Raw genomic sequence first — 25,377 nt, forward strand, 5'->3', positions numbered from 1 at the left:
TGCAGGTCGGCAACGCGCTGGACGGCTCGGCGGTGGTTGGCGGTGCGCTTGTCGCGGCGGGCGCGGGGGAAGCGGGCGAGAGCCTGTTGTGCGGCTTCGAGCTTTGCGGCGGCCTTCCGGCCGTGGCGCGGGTTGGGTACGAACTCGCCGTTGGAGTCGGCGAGGAAGTTGGCTATGCCCATGTCGATGCCGACCACGCTGCCGGTCGCCCCAAGCGGCTCGGGGGCGGCCTGCTCGGCGGTCAGGATGACGTACCAGCGCTTGCCCTCACGCTTGACGGACACGGTCTTGACCTTGCCGACCACGGGCCGGTGCTGGTTGACCTTGACGTGCCCCACGCCCTGGAGGCGGACGCGGGTGACGGGGTCGTGGGGGGTGGAGTCCCAGCGGCAGCCGTCGCCGTCCTTGGGGAAGTCCACCGTGTCGAACCACATCGCGCCCCGGAACCTGGGGTATCCGGGTTTGTCCCCGGCCTTCACGCGCCGGAAGAAGGCTTGGAACGCCTTGTCCAGGCGGCGCAAGGTGGACTGCTGCGAGGAGAACGACCAGCGGCCCTGACGCTCGGGGTCGAAGGCCCGGATGTCCTTGAGCTGCGCGGACTGCTGCCCGTATTTGATGCTGGTCTTCGAGGTGTGCCGGTAGGCGTCGCGGCGTTCCTGCAACGCCCCGTTGTAGAGGGAGCAGTGATCCCGCAGCATCTCACCGAGCGCTGCCGCCTGGCCCACGGTGGGCCGCATGAGGAACTTGTACGCACGGATCATCCGGCCCACCCCCTTCCTGGTCAGCCCGCACGATCATACTACCCTTGGTGTATGTCACCGCGCTGGGAACCAAACCCCGATATCCGCACGGGTCGCCACGTCGCCTACAACCTCCACGCGCACTTGGTGTTCGTCACCAAGTACCGCAAAGACGTCTTCGATGACGCCATGCTGAAGCGGTGCGAGGAAATCATGCGAGAGGTGTGCGGCAGCTTCGAGACAGATCTGAAGGAGTTCAACGGCGAACGCGATCACGTCCACCTGCTCGTGCACTACCCGCCGAAGATCGCCCTGTCCAAGCTGATCAACAGCCTCAAGGGCGTCAGCTCCCGATACCTGCGCGCCGAGTACACCGGCCACATCAACCGCATCGGACTGGGCTCCGTGTTCTGGTCCCGCTCCTACTTCGCCGGCTCGTGCGGCGGCGCGCCGCTCAGCATCGTCCGTCAGTACATCGAGGGCCAGAAGCGGCCCACCTGACCGTCACCGAGGAGGCGCAGCGAATTCCGGCGCTGCGCGCCTCCGACCCGAGCACGCGTTTCCCTCCCCGGCTGAAGCCGGGAATACCCACGCAAGATCAGGGATGGACTACGCCGTACGCATCCGCCCCGACCTGATCAGCGGAGTCCTTTTGACGACCGATGACCGCGTGGCCGTGGCGGACAGCCCCACGGCAACGCCTGACCGCAGTTCACCTGCCACAGCCGGCCATACGTGACACCGCCCGCCGGCCGTCCAGCCGACGGACGGTTCCGGCCAGGAACTCCGGACCGCCTTCGTATGGCGTGTAGTCGGCCTGGATGAAGTCACGTACGTCGACACTCTCGCGCCACCGCTGTCCCGCGAAGCCCCGCCAGGCCTCGGTGGGTGCGGCCACGTCTGGGTGGGGTGCCACGGTCGTCTCCGCCTCCGCATCGTTCGCGACACCGCTCAGGGAATTCCCGTGGGCGGTTCCATCGGCGATGCTCCTCGCCCGTCACCGCGGGAGGCAGGGCCCGGTGGGAGCCCGCCGCCGTGCCGTCCGGCCCCACCGTCATAGGGACGTTCGGTCGCGGTGGTGAGAGGCGATGCACGCGTCAGGCCGGCAGGGGCACGCCGTACATGGTCCGGCGGCCGACGAGTTCGCGCCCGGTGACGAGTTCGGCGTCGATGCGGATGAAGACCTCGTCGGGCGACGGCACCCAGGAGCACGGGGCCATCCGCTCAAGGCGTCCCGCTTCCGGCCCGTCGATCACGATCTCGGCCGGGCCGGTGACGACGACACTCCAGCCGGCCCGCCTTGCCATGTCGACCGCGTCCGCCTCGAAGGCGACGACCGCACCGTCGACCGCGCGGGCCAGCTCGGACGCCGCCGGCGTGCGCAGCAGCACCGCGCCGTCCGTGTCCAGCCCGAAGTTGACCGGCACCACCGCGGGCAGGGCCTGCCGCGTGTAGACGACCCGGCCCACTGGTGCTGTGGCCAGCAGACGCAGGCACTCGGCGCGACCGAGTTCGCGGAATCCGTCGTTGGGGTGCATGGGGCCAGCACTCTCTCGACCGGTGCACGGGTTCCGTCCATGCTGAGCCCGGCCGCCGCCATGGGTGAGTGCCACCCGTCCCGCCCTGTCCGGAGAGTGGCCCAAGGAGGCGTGTCGTTCACCGGGGGCCGAACGGCCCTTCCGGCCGGACCGTGGATCCGGCAGGCCGGGCTTCTTCCGAATGCCCGGTGGAGGGCGCCTGGCCAGAGCAGATGCCCGGCAGGCGCCCTCTTCGGCCCAGCCTGGGCAGGGCCGCGAATCGACATCGGGCAGCACAGGGTGGGAAAGCCCTCGGCGCAGGGAGTCACCGCGTACGCAATGACTGGAACTGCGTTGTCACCGGTCCTCGGCCGACGAAGCGAGGGGGAGCCGGCTCGCGGCCGTGTCGCCTCCCGTCCGGGAGACGGAGGGGATGCGCTTGCTCAGGGTGATGAAGAAGAGCACCAGGCCCACGGTCAGCAGGATATGACCGAGCCCGGCGGCTCCGGAGATGGCCTCACCGCTGGAATGCCCCAGCACCGTCAGGGTCCCGTGCAGGGTCATCATGACGACGGTCAGCGCCAGGCCGGCGTTGTAAGTCCAGAAGAACCAGGCGAAAAGCCGGACGGAGGTCAGAGTGAACAGTTTCTCCAGCGCCAGGACGATGAGAAAGAACAGCATGCCGAGGGCCAGAACGTGAGTGTGCACAACGGCGAGTTGGGTGTCGCCGGTGAAGTTCTTCGCTTTGGTCAGTTCGCGGTAGTACAGGCCGCTGACCAGCCCGACGATCATGTAGATATGGGCCGTGTTGAGGATTTTCCTCATGCCTGCTTGTCCCCCGTGTCAGGTCAGTCGGTGAGGACCCAGCCTTGCAGACGGCTCGCCCGGTCATCAACGACGAATTCGGCAACGGTCCCTGACTTCCCGGTCGGGCTCCGGGTGTACGTCCGCGGCCTCCACGGCAACTGCGGTGACAAGGCGTCACAGGCACCCGGCGGCCTGTGTGGTCCTGCGTCACAGCCAGCCGCGTTCCTTCGCGCGCAGGGCCGCCTGGAAGCGACTGCTCGCGCCCAGACGGCTCATCAGGTCGGCTACGTGGCTTCGGTACTTGCGAAGGGACATGTTCAGAGCGCGCGCGGCTGCCTCGTCCTTGCTGTGCTCCGCGAGCGCGCGCAGGACCCGTGCCTCCGCCGCGGTGAGTTCCAGCCCGTCGAGATCCGCGGCGCGGGACCACAGTCCGTCGAACAACTCCACCAGCACCGCCACGATGCCGGGTTGACGGATCAGCAGTGTGGGAGCCTCGACACTCGGTTCGCCGGGTGCTACACGGACGAAGGCGATCCGGCGGTCGATGATCAGTAGCGGCAGGTACTGCTCGGCGGACACCCGGTGCAGGTCGCCCAGGCTGTTCATCTGCCGTGCATAGGCCAGCTGTTCGGGCCGGTCGAGTGCCGCGGTACCGACGATTGTCCGGCTGACCAGTCCGTCGGCCAGTTGCCGACGGTAGCGGCGCGCGTACTCCTCGGAGTAGGTCGAGCTGAGCGGCATCGGCTTGGCGTGCATGGTCTCGGAGCGGTCGAGCATCGCGCTGATACGACGGTTGACCTCCAGGCCGTCGGGGAGGCGTTCGACGAGTTCGACGGCCCGGCCACGGCGCGCCTCCTCGGCGAGGTCTCGTACGACGTCGAAAGCCGCCTCCATGCGCGCCAGTTCACGCGAAGCGCGCTCCATCTTCCGGCGGACCAGCACGTCGACGGCGGCTGCCGGCGGCAGTGGCAGCAGCAGTTCGTCGACCAGGCCCAGAGCCCTCAGTTCGTCGAGGACCACGGGCACGCGGATGCCCAGCTCCGTCTCGGCCACAGCGGGATCGGCGCGCGGCGTCCGCAGCAGATACCGATAGACACTTTCCTGTTCGGGCGTCAGGCCCAGGTTCTGCAAGCTCATCGGCACCCCCGTCCCGTGCAGCTTCCTGCACTGAGTCTTGCACTTTATCCGGATGCTGCAGTGCCCGGATGATCACCAGACTGGGCGGCACACCCACACAAGAGTCGAGAGGAAACCACCGCCGTGGGCTACATCCGCAGCTTCCTTCCGTGGATTGCCGTCGCCGTGCTCACCGGTACGGTCGATCTACGCTGGGCCGTGCTCACCGGCCTCGTCCTGGCCGCGGGTCTGGTCGTGGCCCAACGCCGTGCCGGCCGCGGCTGGGACGCCCTGGTGATCGAGTGCAGCGCCGTGGTGTTCTTCGCCGCCTACACCGTCGCCGCGTTCGCGGCGCCGGACTCCCCGGCCCTCGCCCACTACGGTTCACCGCTGTCCTCGCTGTGGCTGGCGGCGACCGCCTGGGGCTCGCTCGCCCTCGGCCGTCCCTTCACGCTCGGCATCGCCCGTACCCAGGTCCCCGAGCATCTGTGGCACAGCCCGCTGTTCCTGCGCGTCAACCGTCACATCACCATCGTGTGGGCGAGCGCGTTCACCCTCTCCGGTATCGGCGGAGTGCTGCTGCGCCACTACCTGCCGGACGCGGGCACGGCCCGTACGCTCCTGACGGTCGCCACATTCGTCCTCCCGGTGCTGTTCACGGTCCGCTACCCCGACATCGCCCGCGCCCGGTTCGCGGCCGTGCGGGAGGAGGCCTCCCGGTGACGGGCCCCCGCGTCTCACCTGGCCGGCAATCACGGCCCCGTCGTGGCCGAGCACACCGCTTGCGATCTGGCCGTCACGGGTGTCCTGCCGCGGGAACTGGCCAGCTGGTACGTGCGCAACGGCCCCAATCCGCGGACCCCGTCCGCCCACTGGTTCACCGGCGAGGGCATGCTGCACGCCGTGCGCTTGGAGGACGGGCGCGCGGCCTGGTATCGCAACCGCTACGTGCGCACCGAGTCCTTCGCCGGCCCTCCCCACCGGACGTCGGCCGACATGGGCCACAACGTGCCGCAGGAAGCGCCTGAGGCCTTCGCCCGAGCCGTCGTCGACGCGGACAGGCTCTGACGTTCCCGACAGTCGCGGTTCATCAGAGCAGTGCACCCCGATCACTGCGTCACCACCTTGACAGGTGATGCGACAGACTGGAGGACCGTCATCAGTCGAGCAGGTGACGCGATGAACCGCATCGATGGCGGCGGGACGCGGCACACAGAGCGCAGCCCCGAGACGAGTTGCCGGCCCCGCCCACCGCGATACCTCGCCTGGCGGGTGACCGGCAGAGCCGCGCGCGCCGCCGCCCAGGTCGCGGCGCGCGCCGCAGGGGCGGCGGACATGACGCGGGCCGGCGCGGGAGAGGACCGTTGAGCCTCAAGGTCCCTCGGCACGGGCAGGGGCAGTTGGCCGAGCGTTTCCGCACTGCGACTCCGTCGTCTCGGCATGCCGTCCAACCGGCGCACGTCGCTGCGCACTTCGCACAGTGGAATCAGCCGGACCCGCCGAGTTCACGGCGAGCGGCCGGGCGCCGCGGCCCCGATACGGTTCCCGCCCCGGCCTCTCCCACTCCGGCCTCTCCCTCAGTGAGCGGCGGGCGCCTCGGCCTGCCGCCTGCGCGCGCGGTAGGCAGCCGCCTTGAGTTTGTTCCCGCAGGATTCCATGCCGCACCACTGCCGGCGCATGCCACGTGACCGGTCGATGAAGACCCGGGTGCACTCGGGATTGGCACACTCCTTCATCAGCGGCACATCCGGGCCGCTCAGGAGCTCGACGGCGTGGCGGGCCACGGTGGACAACGCTTCCTCCGGCGTCGCCTCCGTCCACCGCCCCGTTGCCGTGAGCTGCGGCGCCACGGGAGGCTTCCGGGCCGCCCCGTTCACCACCGCGAGCGCCTTCCTGTCGAACGGCTCGCCGGCCAGCCGCGCCGACACCAGCGCGTAGATCGCCTCGCGAACCGTCACCGCCTGCTCGACGTCCGACTCGCGGCTCGGAGTGACGGCGTCCACGATCCCGGACTCGAGGTACCAGGCGTCCAGCCGGTCCGGCGACACGAACATCTCGAACCGCGCCGACCGGCGGGCTCGAAGCGTCGCAGCGAAATCAAGTGCGGGATTTCCGCACAGAAAGACATGCTCCAGATTCACGTCACCATGTTGACAGGTGACGCTCACTGACGACAACCAGGCCGGCGCGCGGGCGTGACGCTTGACACCCACAAGACGACCGGTCACATTGGTAGAGAGGAGTGAGGAGTCGAAGATGCCGAGGCCGAGCGTACGCGAGCAGTTGGTCGATGCCGCCGCGGAATGCTTCCACGAGCGCGGGTTCAACGGCATCGGGGTCCAGGAGATCACTCGCGCCGCGGGCGTGCCGAAGGGTTCCTTCTACAACCACTTCCCGAGCAAGGAGGCGCTCGCCGTCGAGATCATGCGCCGCTATGCGGTGACCCGTCGGCTGGACATGCTCGAGGACCGGACGCTCGCCCCGGCCCCGCGCCTGCGCGCGCACTTCGGTTACCTGGCCGACGACCTGGAGCGGTTCCAGTTCGCTCGGGGCTGCCTCTTCGGCAACTTCGGCGCCGAACTCTCCGCGCAGAGCGCCGATGTGCGCAGCCAGGTGGAATCCGGGCTGGACCGCTGGACCGCCCAAGTGACATCCGCGCTGGAGGAGGCACGCAGCGCCGGGACACTCAAGAGCACTCTGGAGCCGGAGACGCTGGCCGGCTTCCTCGTGAACGCCTGGGAAGGTGCCGCCCTCCGGGCCAAGGTGACCCGGAGCAGAGAGCCGCTGGACGACTTCCTCACCCTGTTCGACTCACTCGTGGCCTGAGTCCCCGGGCCGCCGGTGCCGGCCGCCGTGGACCAGTGTCGCGCCGGTCAGGAGAAGGAAGACGGCGCTTGCGGCGGCCATCAGAGCCCACGCCAGGACCTCGCGGCCGGGCACTTCCGCCGCGTACGTCCAGCGGACGAGGAAGTTCGCGGTGGCGGCCACCGGGAAGCTGAAGATCCACAGACCGGTGTGGAAGGACCGCCGGCTCATCGCCGGGAGCAGGAAGGCGACCGTGGCGAGGGTGAAGAGGACGATTCCGGAGAACCCGTAGCCGACTCCGTCCAGACGGCCCCTGTGGGCGGCGAGCCAGGCGATGCCGCCGGTGGCCGGCGGGATGATCAGGACGGTGAGGGTGGGCCGGGCCGGCGGGGGAAGCGGGCTGCCGGTGATCAGACCGCCGAGAATGACCGCACCCAGGGCAAGCCAGTACAGGACGCCCACGGCGAAGGCCGCTGCCGCGACCTCGGGAAGGTGCAGCGTCGACGCGGTGGCACTCGCGATGAACGGCGCCGAGGTGACCGGTAGCAGGTAGCCGGGATGCAGCGCGGCCTCGCTCAGCGCACCGGTCAGCCAGTGGGCGAGCAGATGAGCGGCGACCAGTGCGGACGCCACCAGGAAGACGGCGTAGGCCCAGCGGGCGCCTTCCTGGCCGAAGCGCGAGAAGTGACCGCTGATCAGCATGCCGATGATGGGAACGTAGGCGAAGGCGAACCCTTGGCCCGGGTGGCGCAGGTCCTCACGCAGGTTGCGCCACCGCGCTCCGCCGTGCCGGACGTAGACGCCCAGGAGCACGACCCAGACCAGCCCGGCGGCCGTGAACAGGGCATCACTGATCTGGACGGGGGCGCACACGAGGGTTGCCGCCGCCTGCCAGGCTCCCCCCAGGCCCGCGGTGCCCAGCGAGATCGCCAGGAGACCGATGCTCGCGCTCCGCGAGCCGCGGGAAGCGGAGTCGTGGTGGGGGGTGGATCCGGGTGAGGCGACGACGCCGGACGACGCCGACAGGTGCCGGGCCGGCTCCGACCGTAGATCCGTGCCGTTCTTGGCAGACATGAGCTGTGTGTCCCAGGGTTCGAGGCGGCCCGCGCCGCGGATGTAACGGCGACGTGGCCCCTGGCACGCGCGGAAAGGTGCGGGCCGGGTGTCACCTGGGGGTGCCGCGGCTCGTCCGCGGGCACCCTTCCAATATGACCAGTCGTCTTAACACTGTCAAGGACGGGTGTGCGGGTTGCACCACTTAAGACGGTCGGTCATATTGGAGGAGATGACCGGTCATATAGAAGCGGCCGCGACCCAGCGGAGGAGTAGTTCATGACCACGTACCGAGCCTTCGAAGTCACCGGCAACCGGACATTTCGCCTGGTCGACCGGGAGTTGGCCGACCCCGCGCCGAACCAGGTGCGCCTGCGCGTCCAGTACTGCGGGATCTGTCACTCCGACGTGCTCGCCGTCGAGGGCCTGCGCGCTCATCCCGAGCAGCCGATCATCCCGGGCCACGAGATCATCGGCGCTATCGACGCGGTGGGCCCGGGCGTCACCGCCTGGCATGTGGGCCAGCGCGTCGGCGTCGGCTTCCTCGCCGGGCACTGCGGTGAATGCGATCCCTGCCGACGCGGCGACTTCGTCAACTGCCGCAATCAGCAGCAGACGGGCACCACCACGGACGGCGGCTACGCCGAGTTCGCCTACGCCCGCACCAGCGGCCTGGTCCGTATTCCCGACGACCTCCCGCCGGCCGAGGCCGCCCCGCTGCTGTGCGCGGGCCTCACCACCTTCACGGCGCTGCAGCAGGTGGGCGCCCGCCCCGGCGCCCTCGTCGCCGTACAGGGCATCGGCGGGCTCGGGCACCTTGCCGTCCAGTACGCACGCAGCCTCGGCTACCGGGTGGCCGCCATCGCCCGCGGCACCGAGAAGGAGTCCCTCGCCCGGCAACTGGGCGCTCACCACTACATAGACAGCAATGGAGAGGACATCGCCGACGCCCTGCAGCACCTCGGTGGCGCCGCCGCCGTCATCGCCACCGCCTCCAGCGGCTCGTCCATGAGTCCCCTCGTGGCGGGGCTCGCCCCGCGCGGCAAGCTCATGGTCGTCGGCGCGGCCCCCGACCCCATCCAGGCACAGACCGCCGAGCTGATCTTCGGCACCCGCACCATCCAGGGCCATCTCACCGGGACCCCGATCGAGAACGAGGACAACCTCGCCTTCAGCGCCGCGAACGGCATCAAGCCGCTGATCGAGACCTTCCCGCTCGCCGAGGCGCCCAAGGCGTACGAGCACATGCTCTCCGGCCGGGCCCGCTTCCGCGCCGTCCTCGACGCCGCCGCCTGACGCCACGCCCACAGGGACAAACCGCGGTGGAGACATTGCCATCGAAGCGACCGTCCCCTCCGGGGCTCCGGCTCAGCGCCTGTCGTTGATCGCGTCGAGCGGTGTCCGAGTGGCGGATCGCTCATCCCGAACCGTCCGCACAGTAACGGGACTTGGGCTGCCACTCCTCAGATACGGCGTTGCGGTACCGGACCCCTGGCGACCCGGCGCGTCGTCGGCTACGGCTTCGCGTCGACCCCGTTTGTTCACCAAAAAGACATCGAACGTATGCGCATATGGCACCCATCACCGAAGAAACGGCTGCATGGTCGGATATCGGACATCCGTAATCGAGTACAGAAAGTTCAGCCGACATGGGCGAGATTCTTGTAGCCGTGGCCACGAAGATCGGTCTCGCGCTGGCCGAGACGATCATCCTGCGCATTGCGTGGCAGCTGTGGGCCGCTTACTCCCGTCACCTGCGCGCCACCGCCGTCCCGGCCACCGCCTGACACATCGACGCGCTCGCGCGTCCACGCGCCGACATGCCGACGCACCGACACGGTCTGCTTGTCGACACATCCATGTCTCGACGCGCGACGTGCCGACCCGCCCCCACGGGTACCCGGCGGCCCGCGCGCCCGGCAGACACGGGCGCCTCGCGTCCGCGTGCCCGGCGCCGCGCCGTCGACGCCGCGCGCCGTCAGATGACAGCGACCTCCGGCCTCAGCTACCGGTCCCGGCCGCGCCGCGGCCCTGGCCGTAGCGCTCGGTCGCCGGTCCGGCGCCCTCTATCCGCTTCTTGCCGCTGCGCAACAGCCAGGTGGCTCCGCCGACGGCCAGTGCGACCGGCCATTCCAGAGCCCCCGCCACGGCCATCGCGCCGAGCCCCCCGTAGAACACGACGTCCTTGCCCGACGGCATGCCCGGCACCCGTGACGTCGCCGCCCTCGCCGTGCTCGTCACGTCGTCCCTGGTGATGTAGGGGAGTTTCAGTGACGGGTGCAGCGTGAGCGTATGGAGGTGCAGGCCGGCACCTTCATGCGCATGGGTTTCCATGTGCTGCTTCTGGGACGTTTCCTGCTGTGGGGCGATCCCCGCTGCCTTGACCATCCCGCTGCCTCCTCTCCGAGAAGAGTCCGTTTCATTCCATTTTCACTCCCTTGGGGGGTGTGAGGGCTTCTGTCGGATTGAAACCTACGATGTGTGGCTACTCGTGCAACCGGGAGTCAACCACCGGGGCCCGGGAGCAGGTGATACGTGGTGGCACTGCCGGGAGGCGCGCTGCTGCGGGCCGTCGTGTCCTCGGCGGTCGCCGTACTGGGGACCGACACGCGAGAACGCATACGGTGCTTCGACGGGCGCGCACACGTGGCCGTACGCGGGCTGCGGGAAGGTGACCTGCCGCACGCCAAGGCGAAGAGGCTCGCCGAGGACGTCGAGCGGCGGATCGCCGAGGTGCCGGGGGTGGCGTGGGCGGTGGCCAACACGGTGCTCGGGCATGTCATCGTCGCCACCGAGGGCGGCTCCGACATCGAGGACCTCGTCGAGGCCCTCACCGAGGCGGTCGAGGTGACCGAGGAGGCCCACGACGTCGACCTGCCCCTGCCCGACCACCCCTCCTCCGGCGAGAGGGCACGGCGGGCGGGTGCCGCAGTGGCGCTGCACCTCGCGGCCGCGCCGCTGGCCGCCGCGGTGGGCCTGGTGCGCCGCGCTCCCCTGCCGGCGTCGGTCGCGGCCCTCGTCCCGATCGTCGACAGCCACCCGCGGCTGCGGTCGCTGGTGGACCGGGCGGTCGGGACGGAGAACGCCGGACTGCTCATGGCCGCACTCACGGCACTGGGCCAAGCGGGCTCCGGCGGGCTCCTCGGCGTGGCCGTGGACACCGTCCGGCACGGCCTGCGGGTGATGGAGGCGAACGCGGAGTGCGACGCCTGGACCGCGGCCGAGCCGCGCCTCGCGGGCAGCGCCGCGGCCGGAACCCATCGCGGGCAGCCCCCGCTTCCCCGCGAGACCCCGCTGAAGCACGGTCCCGTCGAGCGCTACGCCGACCGGGCGCCCCTCGTGGCGGCGGCGTCCTTCGGCGGATCGCTCCTCGCCACCCGGCGCCCCGGCAAGGCGGCCGGCGGCGCGCTGGCGGCCATCCCCAAGGCGCCGCTGCTGGCACGTGAAGGCTTTGCCTGCGCCCTGGGCCGCGGTCTGGCACTCAAGGGGGTCCTCGTGGTCGACCCGCGTGCCCTGCGCCGGCTGGACCGGATCGGCACGGTGCTCCTCGACACGGACGTGCTGGCCACGGGGTCCGACGTCCTGGCCGATCTGGTGACCCTCGACGACGACGCGCCTGGCGGAGAACTCGCCGCGAGGGCCCACCGGCTCTTCGACGGCTCCGCGCCCGAGCGGCTGTCCCGGGAGGACGAGTGGGCACTCGGGCCCCTCGAGGACCTGGCGCTGGACGGACCCACGGGGGCGCGGGCCCGGGAGCGGCTGGAGCGCGACGGCGCGCGGCTCGTGCTCGGCCTGGCCCACGGACGGCGGCTGCGCGCCCTGGTCAGCGTGGTGGCCCAGATGCACGAGGCCGCCGGAGCCTTCGTGCCCGCCGCGCATGCGGCCGGCCTGACCGTCGTGGCCACCGGCGGATACACCCGTGACCCGGCCGTACGGGAGGCCGACGCGGTGCGCGGCCCGGGCGAGCGGGTGCTCGACGCGGTACGTGACCTCCAGCGCGACGGCAGCGGCGTACTGCTGGTCTCCGCCGACCCGGTCGCGCTACGCGCCGCCGACGTGGGGGTGGGCGTCAGCGGACCCGGGAGCTGCCCTCCCTGGGGGGCGCACGTGTGCGTGGACGGCGATCCGTCGGCGGCCGTCGTCCTGGTGCGGGCCTGCCGCGGCGCACGCGACAGCGCGCAGCGCGGGGTGCGGCTCGCGCAGGCGTCCGCCGCGGTCGGCGCGACGGCGGCGGTGGCCGGGCAGTCACGGCGGGCGGCGGCACACAGCACGACGGCGTTCAACGCGGCGGCCGCCCTCGGAACGGCCGTCGGCGTCTGGTCGGCGGTACGGCTGTTGCGGCGGCCCCTGCCCCTGACCGCCGAGTCCCGGCACCCCTGGCACGCCATGGATCCGGCCACCGTGCTCGCGAGGACCGGCAGCAGGGACGAGGGGCTGACCGCGGAAGAGGTACGACGGCGGGGCACCGCGCCCGACGAGGAGAGGGGCACGGTATCGCTCGGCCGGGCCTACCTGACCGAGATGGCCAACCCGCTCACGCCCGTCCTGGGCGCCGGCGCGGCCATGTCCGCATCCGTGGGCGCCGTCCTCGACGCGGTCGTCATCGTGGCCGTCACCGCACTGTCCGGGCTCTTCGGCGGCTTCCAGCGCCACCGGACCGACCGGGCGGTGGCCCGGCTGCGGCGCGAGTCGGCGGTCATGGCGAAGGTGCTGCGGAGCGGCACGGACACGACCGTCCCCGCGCAGAACCTCGCCGTGGGGGATGTGGTCCACCTCAACGCCGGTGACGTCGTGCCCGCCGACGCCCGCCTGCTGGAGGCGCACCACCTGGAGACGGACGAGTCGGCGCTGACCGGTGAGTCGCTTCCGGTCGCCAAGGATGTGGCGCCCGTGCTGGCCTCGGACCTCGCGGACCGTACGTCGATGGTCTACGAAGGCACCACGGTCGCGGCCGGCCGCTGCCGCGCTGTCGTGGTCGCGACCGGCAAGGCGACCGAGGCGAGCCGTGCGGCGGCGGTCGGCCGCGGTGCCGCCCCCGCCGTAGGGGTGGAGCGCCGACTGGCCCGGATCACCCGCGGCACGCTGCCGGTGGCGCTGGGTTCGGCCGCGGCGGTGATGGCGGCCGGCACGCTGCGGGGACGCCCGGCCCGGGACACCGTCGGCGCCGGGGTGGGGCTGGCCGTGGCGAGCGTTCCCGAAGGGCTGCCGTTCCTGGTCTCCGCGGCCCAACTCGCCGCAGCCAGAAGGCTTTCCGTGAGGGGTGCGCTGGTCCGGGACCCCCGCACCATCGAGGCGGCCGGCCGCACCGACGTGCTGTGCTTCGACAAGACCGGGACCCTCACCCACGGGCGTATCTCCCTCGTGGCCGTCGCGGCGGACGGCGACAGCCGGCCCCTCGATGCGCTCGGCGAGGAGCAGCGCTCCGTGCTCGCCGCCGCGCTGCGGGCGACACCGCGCCCGCACGGCCCGAACGGGCTCGAACACGCCACCGACGGTGCGGTCACCTCCGGGGCGGAGGAGGCGGGGGTGCGGCGGACGACGGGTGCGCCGGGCTGGCAGCGCCTGTCCGGGCTGCCCTTCGAGCCGAGCCGCGGCTTCCACGCCACCCTGTGCCGGTCCGAAGGCCGCCGGATCCTGTCGGTGAAGGGAGCCCCGGAGGAGGTCGTCGGGCGCTGTGCCACCCGCGGCGGCCGGCCGCTGGACGAGGAGGGCCGCGCGGACATCCTCGCCGCCGGGGAGAGGCTGGCGGCCGAGGGCCATCGTGTGCTGGCGGTCGCCGAACTCCGGGACGCCCCCGAGGGCGAACTCACCGACGAGGCCGTGCGGGAGCTGGATTTCGCGGGGTTCCTGGCGTTCGCCGACCGCGTGCGCAAGACCGCCGCGGCCGCGGTGCGCCAACTGGCCGACGCGGGCGTGCACATCGTGATGATCACCGGTGACCACCCGGGCACCGCCGGCTCGACGGCCGCCGAACTGGGCGTCCTGGACGGCAGACGTGTGGTGACGGGTGCCGAACTCGACGAACTCGACGACCCCGCGCTCGATGCGCTGCTGCCCGACGTCGGCGTCGTCGCGCGGGGCACCCCGGTGCACAAGGTGCGCGTCGTGCAGGCGTTCCAGCGTCTCGGCCGCACGGTCGCCATGACCGGCGACGGCGCCAACGACGCGCCCGCCATCCGGCTCGCGGACATCGGGATCGCGTTCGGTACGCGGGCCACGCCGGCCGCGCGGGCGGCTGCCGACCTGGTGGTCACCGACGACCGGCTGGAGACGGTGCTCGCCGCACTGGTGGAGGGACGCGCCATGTGGGCCTCGGTGCGCCGGGCCCTGGCGATCCTGGTCGGCGGCAATCTCGGGGAGATCGCCTTCACCCTGCTCGGTGCGGCCGCCACCGGCACCTCGCCTCTGACGGCCCGCCAGCTGCTGCTGGTCAACCTGTTCACGGACCTCGCACCGGCCATGGCCGTGGCCCTGCGCCCGCCGCCTCCCGAAGCCGCCGAACGCATGCTGCACGAGGGTCCCGAGGTCTCGCTCGGTTCGGCGCTGACCGAGGAAACCGTGTGCCGTGCCGTGGCCACCGCCCTCGGAGCGACGGCCGCGTGGCTCGCCGCGCGGTTCACCGGGCGCGGCGCCCGCGCCCGCACCGTCGCCCTGATCGCGCTGGTGTGCTCCCAGCTCGGCCAGACGCTTCTGGCCGGGGGCCGCAGCAGGTCGATCGTGGTCTCCTCCGTGGGCTCCCTGGTGGCGCTGGCGGCCGTAGTCCAGACCCCGGGGCTCAGCCAGTTCTTCGGCTGCACGCCCCTCGGCCCGGCCGCCTGGGCCATCGCCCTGTCCGCGGCGGCCGCGGCGACGGCGGTCTCACCGTTCCTGCCGCCTGTGGTCCACCGCGTCCGCGCCTCCGTACCGCAACGGCAGCCGCGTCCGGTCACCGTCCCCGCGTAGCCGACGGCCGACCGTCTCCCGCCCACCTGTCGCGGGATACGAGACCGCCATGCCGGACCTCCCGTGCGTCACGGCTGCTCCGGGGCCGCCCTGCGCAGGGCCGCGATGCAGGTGCCGATGGCCGTGCGGAGCTGCTCCAGACGCTGGAGCATGTCGTCGTCGTAGAGGTCGTCGAGGTCGTCCGTGTCGTCCAGGGTGAGTTCCTCGAAGACCTTCGTCGCCCGCTGGAGGCTGCCGTAGAACTTCGTACGGCGTTCCTGGCGGCGCAGTTCCGGGTCGGCCTCGACGGCCCGTACCACGAGTTCCTTCACCGTGTCGTACGCCTCCGCGGCCCACTGCCCGGCCTCTTCGCCGTCGTCCAGCTCATCGATGAGGGACAGATGGCGCTCGGCCTCCGCACGGAGTTCGGCGGGCGCGTCGATCGTCTGCCCGGCCGGCGTTTTGACCTGTCCGTTCTCCGCGATCTGCCGCACATAGCCGATACGGTCCGCGGCCCGGCTCTCGGTGGCCACCGCCTTCTTCAGCGCCTCCGTGCGGGCGACGTCACGGGCCAGCTCGGTCTGGAGAACCGGGTCTTCCCTGAGCCGGTCGAGCAGCGCGGCGCGCGCGGTCCGCGCGGTCGAGGGATCGGCGAGGATGGCGGCCCGCAGCGCGGTGGGGTTCTCGGCGACCTCCAGCGCCTTGGTGGGCCGGATGCCCTCGGCCTCGGCCACCGCGGCGATCGCGGTCCCCCGCTCGGAGGACGCGCTGGAGCGCGCGGTGTAGTACGAGAGCCATACGTCGGAGTCGGGCAGTTCGATGTCCTGGCCTGGTACCAGGATCTCGAAGTGCGGCACCAGACCGTCGTCGGCGGCCTTGTCCCAGGCCTTGTAGTAGCGCATGATCCGCTCCGCGGAACACCCCGCCAGCTCGGCGAACCTCTTGGCGGAGACCTTGGGCGTGCCACCCGCCGGCTGTCCGCCGGGCCGTACGCTGCGCGCCACCTTCAGCGCGAACGCCCAGCCGCCGGTCCGGGCGTACACACCGAACTCGCGGGCGTCGCTGGCCACGGCCTCGGCCACCTCGGGCTCCCCCGGCACCGCGGCCGCGTCCTCGGCCGCCCCGGGCTCCACCCAGAACCCGTCGCCGTCGGGGGCCGGCGCAATGGCGGGCGCGTCGTCGGCCGATGCGCGGGGCGCGTGCCGGTCGTCGGGCGAACCGGCCGTGTCGGACGGGGGGATCGCTACGGTCACAGGGGCTCTCCCGGGCACTCGCGGACTGTAAATGCCGAAGAGTGCAGCCTATGTGACCCTGTTGCCCCGCGTTTGCGCCCTCGTCCCCGCATCCCCTCTTTTGAGATCCCTTCCCCGCGCCCCTTCCCCGCGCCCGGCGCCCGGCGCCCCGCACCACACACCCGGCGCCGCGACCGGTCACGACCCGCCCGCGAGGTCGAGTGCGGCGACGTAGCCGAAGGTCATGGCCGGACCGATCGTCGAGCCCGCGCCCGCGTAGCTGTGCCCCATGACGGCGGCGCTGGCGTTGCCCGCCGCATACAGACCGGGGATCACCGAGCCGTCCGCGCGCAGCACCCGGGCCCGCGCGTCGGTGCGCAGTCCGCCCTTGGTGCCGAGATCACCCGGGACGATCTTGAAAGCGTAGTACGGCGGCAGCCACAGCGCCGCCAGACAGGAGTCGGGGAAGACTGCGGGGTCGGTGTAGTAGTGGTCGTAGGCGCTGTCCCCGCGGTGGAAGTCGGGGTCCTCACCGCTTCTCGCAAGGGAGTTGAAGCGGCTCACCGTGGCCCTCAGCGCGACGGCGGGCACCCCGATCCGCCCGGCGAGCGCGTCCAGGGTCCAGGCCTTGTGCGCTGCGCCGGAGTCGTACCAGGCGTCGGGGAAGGGGAGAACGGGCGCAACATCCTTGAAGAGGTACCGGTTTCGGTAGTTCTGGTCGACGATCAGCCAGGCCGGGATGTCCGGGTCGCTCGGGTTCCGGTCGTACATGGTGTGCACCACGTCGCTGTAGGGGGCGGCCTCGTTGACGAAACGGGCACCGGCGGCGTTCACCAGCAGACCGCCGGGCAGGGTGCGTTCGGCGAGGCAGAAGTACGGCTGGTCCGGCAGCGGGATCGCCGGTCCCCACCAGGCGTCCTCCATCAGGTCGAGCGCGGCGCCCGCCCGCTCACCGGCCCGGATGCCGTCACCGGTGTTCTCCCGCGCCCCCACGGTCCAGTCGGTGCCGATGGGACCCCGCTGGTACTGCGCACGCATGGCCGCGTTGTGCTCGAAGCCCCCGGAGCCCACGATCACGCCGCGCCGGGCCCGGAGCAGTCCCGGCGTACCGTCGCGCGTCACCACGGCGCCCGTGACCGCACCGCCCTCGACGCAGAGATCGGTGAGCGGGGTGTTCAGCCACACGGGCACACCCGCGGCGAGCAGGCCCGCGCGCAGCCCGGCGGCGAGGGACTGCCCCATGGTGAGGGGTTTCTGGCCGAGCAGGGCGGCCTTGGTGCCCCGGGCGACGCATTCGGCGGCGACGGCGACTCCCTTGGCGCTGACGGCGGCGAGCGTCAGCCACTTGTAGTCGGCGCTGAAGACGACCATGCCTGCCGGGACCGCCATGTACGGCGGGTTGAGGTGGGCCAGCTCGGCGCCGAGGATGTTCCCGTCGAGCTGGTCGGGCTCGATGGAGCGGCCGTTCGGCAGTCCGCCCGGCAGCTCGGGGTAGTAGTCGCTGTACCCCTCCATCCAGCGGAAGCGCAGCGGGCTGTGGGCCATGACGAAGGAGATCATGGCGGGGCCGTGGTCGAGGAAGGCCCGCTGCCGGTCGGCGGGCACGTCCGGGCCGACGACCGCCGCGAGATAGGCGGCTGCCTTCGCCGGGGTGTCGGGGACGCCCGCCGCGAGAAGGACGGGGTTGTTCGGGATCCATATGCCGGCGCCGGAGCGTGCCGCCGAGCCGCCGAAGGTGGCCGCCTTCTCCACGACCACACAGCTCAGCCCCTGGTGGGCGGCCGCCAGCGCGGCCGTCATGCCCGCCGCGCCGGAGCCGATCACGACGACGTCGTACGTGCCGAGCGAGGGCAGGCCGGCCGCGTGTGCCGCGGCGGCGGTCCCCGGCAGCCCGGCCACGAGGGCGACCCCGGTGCCGGCCGCGCCGAGCACCTGTCGGCGCGACGGTCCGGCCGCCGCGGGGGATGCGGTGCGTCTCGCGGGGTCCGCGCTTGTGGGCATGGCAGATCGCTCCAGGGATGGCGGGGGACGGTGAGGCGTTTCACCTCCCGATCTGATGCAGCGTCAGGGAATGTGGCGCGGGGGTCCTGCGAAGTCAAGGGGCATTTCGAAGTACCTCCGGCGTGGAATACGCCCGCGTCCGCGGCCGTTGGGCTCTCCTGTGATCCAAGTGATCACTGATCCGAGCGGTCAGGTGATCCGAGTGATCCCGGACAGCACGCAGCACCGAGGACGGAGGAACCGGAACCCATGGGCGATGTCACGGACACGGACACGGACCGCGCAGGCTCCCTGAAGGAGGCCGTCGGGCGATACGGCATCTGGAGTATCGGGCTGCGCTCGGAGGACCCGGCCAGGCGCGGTGAACTCGCCGAGGCCGCCGCCGAGCTGGAGGAACTCGGCTTCGGGGCCCTCTGGATGGGCGGCAGCAGCGCGGTACGCCACGCGGTGCCGCTGATCGAGGCGACCTCGCGCCTGAGGGTGGCGACCGGCATCCAGAGCATCTGGCAGCACGAGGCGGCACAGACCGCGACGCACTTCGCCGAGCTGGAGAAGACCCACCCGGGGCGCTTCTTCCTCGGGCTCGGCGTGAGCCACGCCAAGCTGGCCAGGGAGTACCGCCGCCCGTATTCGGCCATGGTCGACTATCTGGACGCCCTGGACACGGCGGGCGTACCCGCCGGGCGCCGTGTCCTCGCCGCGCTCGGCCCGAAGATGCTGGAGCTGTCCCGCGACCGCGCGGCCGGCTCCCACCCGTATCTGGTCACGACCGAGCACACCGCCAGGGCCCGCGGCATCCTGGGGGACGCGCCGCTCCTCGCGCCCGAGACCAAGGTCGTACTGGACAGGGATCCGGACAGCGCCCGCGCGAAGGCCCGTGACAGCCTCGCCCTCTACCTCGGGCTGCCGAACTACACCAAGGCGCTTGCGCAGTTCGGCTTCACCGACGACGACTTCGCGGGCGGCGGTAGCGACCGCCTGGTCGACGCGCTGTTCGCCTGGGGCGACGACGACCGCATCCGGGCACGGCTGGAGTCCTTCCACGCGGCGGGCGCGGACCATGTGGCCCTCCAGGTGATCGACGGCGGGTCCCGCGGCGCCCTTCCCCGTGCCGCCTGGCGCCGCCTGGCGGAGCTGCTGCGCTGACGTCCCCGCGACGCGTTGTCGGTGGCCGCCTCTACGGTGGGTTTCGACGTGGCCCCAACCAGAGGAAACCGGAGTCCCCATGACAACCCTGCCGGACCGGCCGAACACCGCGCTGCTCGTCATCGACGTCCAGAACGGGGTGGTGGCCGGCGCCCACAACCGTGACGGCGTGATAGGCAACATCAACACCCTGATCGGCAAGGCACGGGCGGAGGACGTGCCCGTGATCTGGGTGCAGCACTCCGACGACGAGGGCCTCGAGCGGGGCAGCGGGAACTGGCAGTACGTGCCGGAACTGGTGCGCCACGACGCCGAGCCGCTCGTCCACAAGCGGTACGGCGACTCGTTCGAGGACACGGAGCTGGAGGCGCTGCTCGCCGGGCGCGGAGTGGGCCGCGTCGTCGTCACCGGCGCCCAGACCGACATGTGCATCCGGTCCACCCTCCACGGCGCCCTTGTGCGCGGGTACGACGTGACGCTCGTGGGCGACGCGCACACCACCGAGGACCTCACCGCGTACGGCGCCCCGTCCCCGGAGCAGGTGATCGCGCACACCAACCTGTACTGGTCGGACCAGAAAGCTCCCGGGCGCCGTGGGGGCACCGTGGACACGGCGGACGTGAGCTTCACGCGGGCCGAGGCGGGCTGAGCGGCGACGGGAGCGGCCCGCCCCCGGGTTCCCGGGCGGGGCGGGCCGTTCCCTTACCGGACGCGGCACGCCCGGTGCCCGTGTCCGGTGTGCGCCGGGCGGTCAGAACGCCGCACCCGCCGGGCGGCGACCCGGCGGGTGTTCGACGCTCGGTCATACGGCGACGGCCTCGCCCATCTCCTCCAGGGCGTCCGCCTCCGCCGGGGAAAGGGAGGCCGAGGCGGAGGTGGCACGCCGCTCCGCGATCGCGGCCGCGGCCACCAGCAGCAGTCCCGCGACGAGCCAGAGCACCAGGGAGAGCACCCGGCTGCCCAGGCCGGCCGAGTCGAAGTAGAGCAGGCTCCGGGCTCCCTCGACGAATCCGGCGCCGTTCCAGAAGGCGTGCAGCGCGCCGAAGAAGCCGTTCTGCAGCTCGGGCTCGAAGACGCCGCCCGACGTCGTGAAGTTGAGCATCACGAACAGCACCATGAGCGCCAGCGTGGTCAGGCGCTTGAGGAACGTGTGCAGGCCGATGCCGATGGTCAGGATGCCCGCCGAGTACATCAAGGCCATCCCCCACACCCCCCACAGGTCGTGGTCGACGACATGGAAGCACGGGCCCGCCAGCACCGCCCCGATGACGCTCACCGCCAGTGCCGTGGCGATACCGATGGCGGCCCGCTTCCACACGCTGAGCGCGGCACCGGCCGCGACGATGGCCGCGACACCGGCGTAGGAACCGACACTCAGTGCGACCAGCAGGAAGAACAGGCTCGCATGGGTGGGATCGCCGCTTGCCGAGCGGGACAGGTCGGTGACCTTGAGCGGGGCGCCCTGGCGGGCGGCCACCGCGGTGAAGACCTTCGCGGCCGCGTCGGCGGAGGTGCTGGAGTTGGCCTCCGCGACCAGCAGCTCGGCGTGCCTGGCGCTCGGGACGTACGCACCGACCAGGTCACGGTCCATGATCTGCCGCCGTGCGGTGGCCCGGTCGGGCACGGTGGTGACGTCCAGTGCGTCACCGGCGGTGTCCTTGACCGCCTGGGCCAGCAGATGGCTGCGCGCCGAGGTACCCACCACGGCGACCTTCAGCCCGTGCGCTTGGGCCTCAGGCGCATGGAAGGCGCCGAGGTAGGACAGGCCCATGCCGAAACACATCAGCAGCGGGGTGAGGAGATGGACCACCACATGGCGAACGGTGTGGCCCTCGCTGAGCAGGTTGCCCACCACATGGCGGACGGTGCGCTTATGGCGCATGGAGATAGCCCCCTCGGTCGTTCAGGGATGTCGCCCCGGTGGGGCGCAGCCCGTCCACCCTCGCGCCGGCGGAATGCGCACGGTCGCCTCGGTGCTACCAGTTCTTGTAGCGGTGGTGACGGGCGGGGGATTGCCGGCCCTTCACCCCTCGTGTACCAGCGCGGGAGCGACGGATGGACACACCAGAGCAGCGGGCGGCCGGCACATCGAACACACCGGCGCCGGCCCCGGACGACCAGGCGGTCTTCTGGCGCAACCAGGCCACCGCGCTGTTCGACCGAATCCCGCTCCCTCTCGCCTTCTGCGACGCACAGGGAACCGTTCTCGCGGCGAACCACGCCCTGGCCTCGGAGTGGGGCACGCTCGCCGGCCGCCTCGTGGGGCGCAAGGCCCTCGACCTCTTCCGCCCGACGGCGGGGCGGCGGCTCGATCCCCTCTCGGAAGCGCTACGGCTGCGCCGGAGGTCCCGGTACCCGATCGAGGTGTCCTGGTGCCCGGCGACCGGTGTGGAACGACGCGGCGAGATGACCGTCGACCTGGTCGGCACCGCACCCGACACCCCGCCGAACCTCCTGCTGATCCTCCGGATACCGGAGGCGCCGGCTCCTCCCCGGTCCACTCCGCAGACGAAGGAGTCCGGACAGACCAGCGCCATGGAGGCGCGCATCCTCGCCCTGGCGGCCGCCGGCTGCACCAGCACGCGCATCGCCACACAGGTGGGCCTGACCGCGGACGGGGTCAACTACCACCTCGCGCGCCTCTCCCGGCGTTGGGGGGTCACGAACAGAACGGCTCTGGTGGCGCGCGCCTATGTGAAGGGCGTCCTCTCACCGCAGGCCTGGCCACCCGCGCCGGCCGCAGCCGAACCTCCCGTCGAGGAGGGAGGATTCGCCTGAGCGCCTCTCCGTGGAGCACCCTCGGATCAACACCCTGATCGGGCCCTCGGTGAATCAGTCCTCTATGCCGCCGGTCCGGCTCGCGCGCGGCTGAAGCCCGGAACCGGGCGGGCTAAGGTGATCAGTGGAGACGCTGCACCTGTGCTGTTTCGTCGCGGGCGCGGAGAGACCGAACTCCCCGGCCGCGGCTCGTCGGCTGCCCATGGCCACCTCGCCGCTGAGCCGGCGGTTCAGGGATCTCGAGCACGAGCTCGGGAACCCGCTGTTCGATCGCGACGCGCACCACGTCGCGAAATCCGATGCGCGGCTGTCACCTGGACAGTGTGACGACGCGGCCCTTCACCGATTTCCACCCTCATCCGGACACCGCCCCGATGTGGCGCCGCGACCGCGCCGAGGGCTGCAGCCACACCGCCACCCGACGCGGGTTCTGCGTCACGCCCGCCTCACATCCGGCGGCCGGCCTCCCTCCCGGTCATGACACCGTCGACGTCCTCGGCGAACCGGCCGGCCGCTGAACCGCAGAGAGAAGACAGTCATGAGCACTACCGCCGTGCGCAGCGAACGGGTCGGCTCGACCCTGCTGATCACGATCGACCGCCCCGAGGCCCGCAATGCCGTGAACGCGGCGGTGGCCGCCGGCCTGACCGCCGCCTCGGACGAGCTGGAAGCCGATCCGGGGCTCCGGGCCGGTGTGCTGACCGGCGCGGGAGGCACCTTCAGCGCCGGTATGGACCTCAAGGCCGCCCTGAGGGGCGAGTCGCCCGAGGTCGAAGGCCGCGGGTTCGGCGGGCTGACCGAGGCGGAGCTCACCAAGCCGCTGATCGCCGCCGTCGAGGGCTTCGCCGTGGGCGGGGGCTTCGAGCTGGCCCTGGGCTGCGACCTGATCGTCGCCGCCGAGGACGCGAAATTCGGCCTGCCCGAGGTCACACGGGGGCTGATCGCCGCCGGCGGCGGCGTGATCCGGCTGCCCAAGCGGATCCCATACCACCTGGCGATGGAGTTCCTGCTGACGGGCGAGCCGGTGAGTGGCCGCCGCGCCGCGGAGCTGGGTCTGGTCAACCGGGTCACCGCCCCTGGCGAGGCCAGGGGCCTCGCGCTCCAGCTCGCCGACCAGCTCGCGGCGAACGCCCCGCTCGCACTAGCCGCCGTGAAGAGACTCGTGCGGGCCGCGGCCGGTGTACCGGAGGCCGACGCGTTCGCCGCCCAGCGCAAGGTCGTGGGCGACCTGATGGCCTCGGCCGACGTACGGGAGGGCATGACCGCCTTCGCCGAGCGTCGCGCCCCGAAGTGGACGGGACAGTGACATGAAGATCGAAGACGTCCGGCGCCGGCTGACCACCCCGCTGGCCAACCCTGCGTACCCGCCGGTGAGCGCCCGGTTCACCGACCGTGAGTACCTCAACATCGTCTACCGCACCGACGCCGACGCGCTGCGCGCGGTGGTCCCCGAGCCCCTCAGGATCGACGAGCCGCTGGTCCGGTTCGAGATCATGAAGATGAACGAGGTCACCGTCTACGGCCCCTACACCGAGGGCGGTCTGGCCATCCCGGTCACCTTCGAGGGCGAGCGGGGCGAGTATCTGCACTCGATGTACCTGGACAACTTCCCGGCGGCCGCGGCCGGTCGCGAGCTCAGCGCCTATCCGAAGGTCATCGGCACGCCTAAGCTGTACGTCGACGGCCCCACCCTGGTGGGCACGATCGACTTCGGCACGCTGCGGATCGCCACCGCGACGATGGGCTACAAGCACTATCCGCTCGACCGGCAGGAGGCCGAGGCCCGGATCACCACGCCGGCCTTCATGCTCAAGATCATCCCGGGCTACGACGGCGTCCCCCTCGTACAGGAACTGGTACGCGCCCAGATCACCGACATCGTGGTGAAGGAGGCCTACACCGGTCCGGCACGGCTTCAGCTGTTCCAGCACGCCCTCGCGCCCCTCGCCGACCTGCCCGTGCTCGAGGTCGTCTCCGCCAGCCACATCAACACCGACCTGACCCTCGCCGGGCCAAAGCCGGTCTTCGACTACCTGAAGGGAGACGGGCGATGAGCGGGTCGTTCCGCACCGCCGCCGTGATCGGCGCGGGCACCATCGGACTGTCCTGGACGGCGTTGTTCGCCGGTCATGGACTGACCGTCGCGGTCAGCGATCCGCGGCCCGATCTCGCCGATGCCGTCGCCGAGGCGCTGGCCCGGTTCGCCCCGCATCTGACCGCCCTGGGACTGGACGTCGACGGCCTCGCCGACCGGGTCCACATCGCGTCCGACGTCACCGGCGCCGTCCGCGACGCCGACATCGTGCAGGAGAACGGCCCGGAAAGCGTCGAGTTCAAGAAGGAGCTGTTCGCCACCCTGGTCCGTACGGCCCCCCGGCACGCGCTGCTGCTCAGCTCTTCCTCGGCGATCCCCGCCACGGCGTTCACCGAGGAGATCGAGGACGCCGGCCGGATCCTCATCGGCCATCCCTTCAACCCGCCCCACCAGATGCCGCTCGTCGAGGTCGTACCGGGGGAGCGCACCAGCCAGGACGCCGTGCAGAGAGCCGTCGACTTCTACACCTTCCTCGGCCGTACCCCGGTAGTCGTGCACAAGGAGATCCCCGGGTTCGTCGGGAACCGCCTGCAGTACGTGGTGGCTCGTGAGGCCACCTACCTCGTCCAGCAGGGCGTCGTCGGTCCCGAGGACGTCGACAAGGTGCTGAGGAACTCCCTCGGCATCCGCTGGGCGACGGTCGGACTCTTCCTCGGCCAGCACCTCGGCGGCGGTCCCGGCGGCTATCGCCACATCGTCACGCACATCGGCAAGTCCATGGACGAGATGGTGACCGCCGGCGAGCCCTCGCAGGACCCCGAATGCGAGGAACGGGTCATCCGGGCCGTGGAGAAGGCCTACGGCTCCTCCCCGTCCACGGAACTCGGCGAGCTGCGCGACCGCAGGCAACTCGCCGTCCTGACCGCACTGAAGCAGGTGAGCGAGCAGGGAAGCCGCACAGGCGAGGAGAAGGACTGAGAAGAAGAGAAGAAGTTCCGTGAGAAGTTCCGGGAGGACGGCCTGATCACGCCGGCCTACGAAGGCCACGGCGAGCGCAAGCCGGCGGCCGGCCATGTTCTCGCGGACACGCGGGCAGTCCTTACCTCAGCGAAAAGCACACGTCAGCGGCATTCCATGCACTGAGGTCATGGACTGCCCGGTTATCAGGCATTGGACGCATGCCGCAACGTTCACCGACTCTTGGGGTCATCCGAGTCCAGGACCGA

General features: G+C 71.4%; 25 protein-coding genes. 14 read left to right on the forward strand and 11 right to left on the reverse strand.

Annotation, left to right across the window (positions count from 1 at the left end):
* The coding region (locus LZ604_RS31295) for an RNA-guided endonuclease InsQ/TnpB family protein (RefSeq protein WP_234519289.1) at nt 1-761 on the reverse strand (761 nt) is incomplete at its 3' end.
* A 51-nt stretch (nt 762-812) separates the two neighbouring features.
* On the opposite strand from LZ604_RS31295, the gene tnpA reads away from it, so the two are divergent.
* A complete protein-coding gene (tnpA, locus tag LZ604_RS31300; RefSeq protein WP_234519291.1) occupies nt 813-1,241 on the forward strand; it encodes an IS200/IS605 family transposase in 429 nt (142 codons plus the stop codon).
* 211 nt (nt 1,242-1,452) lie between these two features.
* Here tnpA and LZ604_RS31305 read toward each other — a convergent pair whose 3' ends face one another.
* The 4 genes from LZ604_RS31305 to LZ604_RS31320 form a co-directional block, all read right to left on the reverse strand.
* Nucleotides 1,453-1,656 carry a hypothetical protein gene (locus LZ604_RS31305; RefSeq protein ID WP_234519353.1) on the reverse strand — a complete coding sequence of 68 codons (204 nt, stop codon included), beginning with the start codon at nt 1,654-1,656 and terminating at the stop codon, nt 1,453-1,455.
* A gap of 181 nt (nt 1,657-1,837) precedes the next feature.
* Nucleotides 1,838-2,278: a pyridoxamine 5'-phosphate oxidase family protein gene (locus tag LZ604_RS31310; RefSeq protein WP_234519293.1), complete on the reverse strand. Its 441-nt coding sequence runs from the start codon at nt 2,276-2,278 to the stop codon at nt 1,838-1,840.
* Nucleotides 2,279-2,614: 336 nt separating this feature from the next.
* Nucleotides 2,615-3,082 carry a DUF2871 domain-containing protein gene (locus tag LZ604_RS31315; RefSeq protein ID WP_234519295.1) on the reverse strand — a complete coding sequence of 156 codons (468 nt, stop codon included), beginning with the start codon at nt 3,080-3,082 and terminating at the stop codon, nt 2,615-2,617.
* A gap of 189 nt (nt 3,083-3,271) precedes the next feature.
* Complete coding sequence (locus LZ604_RS31320; protein WP_234519296.1) at nt 3,272-4,201, reverse strand: helix-turn-helix transcriptional regulator; 930 nt, start codon at nt 4,199-4,201, stop codon at nt 3,272-3,274.
* Nucleotides 4,202-4,324: 123 nt separating this feature from the next.
* Between LZ604_RS31320 and LZ604_RS31325 the strand changes: the two genes are divergently transcribed.
* Nucleotides 4,325-4,903 (forward strand): hypothetical protein, encoded by a 579-nt coding sequence (locus LZ604_RS31325; protein ID WP_234519298.1) that lies wholly within the window; start codon nt 4,325-4,327, stop codon nt 4,901-4,903.
* Nucleotides 4,904-4,945: 42 nt separating this feature from the next.
* Nucleotides 4,946-5,248 (forward strand): carotenoid oxygenase family protein, encoded by a 303-nt coding sequence (locus LZ604_RS31330; protein ID WP_308283699.1) that lies wholly within the window; start codon nt 4,946-4,948, stop codon nt 5,246-5,248.
* A gap of 509 nt (nt 5,249-5,757) precedes the next feature.
* Here the strand turns inward: LZ604_RS31330 and LZ604_RS31335 are convergent.
* Nucleotides 5,758-6,321 carry a CGNR zinc finger domain-containing protein gene (locus tag LZ604_RS31335; RefSeq protein ID WP_234519350.1) on the reverse strand — a complete coding sequence of 188 codons (564 nt, stop codon included), beginning with the start codon at nt 6,319-6,321 and terminating at the stop codon, nt 5,758-5,760.
* Nucleotides 6,322-6,436: 115 nt separating this feature from the next.
* Between LZ604_RS31335 and LZ604_RS31340 the strand changes: the two genes are divergently transcribed.
* Nucleotides 6,437-7,006 carry a TetR/AcrR family transcriptional regulator gene (locus LZ604_RS31340; RefSeq protein ID WP_234519300.1) on the forward strand — a complete coding sequence of 190 codons (570 nt, stop codon included), beginning with the start codon at nt 6,437-6,439 and terminating at the stop codon, nt 7,004-7,006.
* Here LZ604_RS31340 and LZ604_RS31345 read toward each other — a convergent pair.
* Nucleotides 6,992-8,059 carry an SLAC1 family transporter gene (locus tag LZ604_RS31345; protein ID WP_234519301.1) on the reverse strand — a complete coding sequence of 356 codons (1,068 nt, stop codon included), beginning with the start codon at nt 8,057-8,059 and terminating at the stop codon, nt 6,992-6,994. The two genes, LZ604_RS31340 and LZ604_RS31345, sit on opposite strands and share 15 nt — an antisense overlap.
* A gap of 258 nt (nt 8,060-8,317) precedes the next feature.
* On the opposite strand from LZ604_RS31345, the gene LZ604_RS31350 reads away from it, so the two are divergent.
* Both LZ604_RS31350 and LZ604_RS31355 read left to right on the forward strand, forming a co-directional pair.
* Nucleotides 8,318-9,334 (forward strand): alcohol dehydrogenase, encoded by a 1,017-nt coding sequence (locus LZ604_RS31350; RefSeq protein ID WP_234519302.1) that lies wholly within the window; start codon nt 8,318-8,320, stop codon nt 9,332-9,334.
* A 353-nt stretch (nt 9,335-9,687) separates the two neighbouring features.
* Nucleotides 9,688-9,825, forward strand: coding sequence for a hypothetical protein (locus LZ604_RS31355; protein WP_234519304.1), 138 nt, complete (start codon nt 9,688-9,690; stop codon nt 9,823-9,825).
* A 214-nt stretch (nt 9,826-10,039) separates the two neighbouring features.
* Here the strand turns inward: LZ604_RS31355 and LZ604_RS31360 are convergent, their stop codons facing one another.
* Nucleotides 10,040-10,426 carry a hypothetical protein gene (locus LZ604_RS31360; protein ID WP_234519306.1) on the reverse strand — a complete coding sequence of 129 codons (387 nt, stop codon included), beginning with the start codon at nt 10,424-10,426 and terminating at the stop codon, nt 10,040-10,042.
* A gap of 150 nt (nt 10,427-10,576) precedes the next feature.
* On the opposite strand from LZ604_RS31360, the gene LZ604_RS31365 reads away from it, so the two are divergent.
* Complete coding sequence (locus LZ604_RS31365; RefSeq protein ID WP_234519308.1) at nt 10,577-14,980, forward strand: HAD-IC family P-type ATPase; 4,404 nt, start codon at nt 10,577-10,579, stop codon at nt 14,978-14,980.
* A gap of 68 nt (nt 14,981-15,048) precedes the next feature.
* Here the strand turns inward: LZ604_RS31365 and LZ604_RS31370 are convergent, their stop codons facing one another.
* Both LZ604_RS31370 and kstD read right to left on the reverse strand, forming a co-directional pair.
* Nucleotides 15,049-16,212 carry a hypothetical protein gene (locus tag LZ604_RS31370; protein ID WP_372482241.1) on the reverse strand — a complete coding sequence of 388 codons (1,164 nt, stop codon included), beginning with the start codon at nt 16,210-16,212 and terminating at the stop codon, nt 15,049-15,051.
* Nucleotides 16,213-16,389: 177 nt separating this feature from the next.
* Nucleotides 16,390-18,192: a 3-oxosteroid 1-dehydrogenase gene (gene kstD / locus LZ604_RS31375; RefSeq protein WP_234519309.1), complete on the reverse strand. Its 1,803-nt coding sequence runs from the start codon at nt 18,190-18,192 to the stop codon at nt 16,390-16,392.
* A 249-nt stretch (nt 18,193-18,441) separates the two neighbouring features.
* Between kstD and LZ604_RS31380 the strand changes: the two genes are divergently transcribed.
* Nucleotides 18,442-19,338, forward strand: coding sequence for an LLM class F420-dependent oxidoreductase (locus LZ604_RS31380; RefSeq protein WP_234519310.1), 897 nt, complete (start codon nt 18,442-18,444; stop codon nt 19,336-19,338).
* Between the two features lie 79 nt (nt 19,339-19,417).
* Nucleotides 19,418-19,987, forward strand: a complete 570-nt coding sequence (locus tag LZ604_RS31385) for a cysteine hydrolase family protein (RefSeq protein ID WP_234519311.1) — start codon at nt 19,418-19,420, stop codon at nt 19,985-19,987.
* A gap of 153 nt (nt 19,988-20,140) precedes the next feature.
* Here LZ604_RS31385 and LZ604_RS31390 read toward each other — a convergent pair whose 3' ends face one another.
* Entirely contained in the window at nt 20,141-21,220 is a 1,080-nt protein-coding gene (locus tag LZ604_RS31390; protein WP_234519312.1) for an ABC-2 transporter permease, read from the reverse strand.
* 173 nt (nt 21,221-21,393) lie between these two features.
* Between LZ604_RS31390 and LZ604_RS31395 the strand changes: the two genes are divergently transcribed.
* The 5 genes from LZ604_RS31395 to LZ604_RS31415 all read left to right on the forward strand — a co-directional run bounded on the left by LZ604_RS31395 (nt 21,394) and on the right by LZ604_RS31415 (nt 25,129).
* Nucleotides 21,394-22,116 carry a helix-turn-helix transcriptional regulator gene (locus tag LZ604_RS31395; protein WP_234519313.1) on the forward strand — a complete coding sequence of 241 codons (723 nt, stop codon included), beginning with the start codon at nt 21,394-21,396 and terminating at the stop codon, nt 22,114-22,116.
* A gap of 124 nt (nt 22,117-22,240) precedes the next feature.
* Nucleotides 22,241-22,597 carry a helix-turn-helix domain-containing protein gene (locus LZ604_RS31400; protein WP_234519314.1) on the forward strand — a complete coding sequence of 119 codons (357 nt, stop codon included), beginning with the start codon at nt 22,241-22,243 and terminating at the stop codon, nt 22,595-22,597.
* A gap of 57 nt (nt 22,598-22,654) precedes the next feature.
* Nucleotides 22,655-23,422, forward strand: a complete 768-nt coding sequence (locus LZ604_RS31405) for a crotonase/enoyl-CoA hydratase family protein (protein ID WP_234519315.1) — start codon at nt 22,655-22,657, stop codon at nt 23,420-23,422.
* Nucleotide 23,423: 1 nt separating this feature from the next.
* Nucleotides 23,424-24,170 carry an acetoacetate decarboxylase gene (locus LZ604_RS31410; RefSeq protein ID WP_234519316.1) on the forward strand — a complete coding sequence of 249 codons (747 nt, stop codon included), beginning with the start codon at nt 23,424-23,426 and terminating at the stop codon, nt 24,168-24,170.
* Nucleotides 24,167-25,129: a 3-hydroxyacyl-CoA dehydrogenase NAD-binding domain-containing protein gene (locus tag LZ604_RS31415; protein WP_234519318.1), complete on the forward strand. Its 963-nt coding sequence runs from the start codon at nt 24,167-24,169 to the stop codon at nt 25,127-25,129. The genes LZ604_RS31410 and LZ604_RS31415 overlap by 4 nt, the downstream gene beginning before the upstream one ends.
* Nucleotides 25,130-25,377 lie beyond the last annotated feature (248 nt).

Source organism: Streptomyces glomeratus, from assembly GCF_021462825.1.
Taxonomy (GTDB): Bacteria; Actinomycetota; Actinomycetes; order Streptomycetales; family Streptomycetaceae; genus Streptomyces; species Streptomyces glomeratus.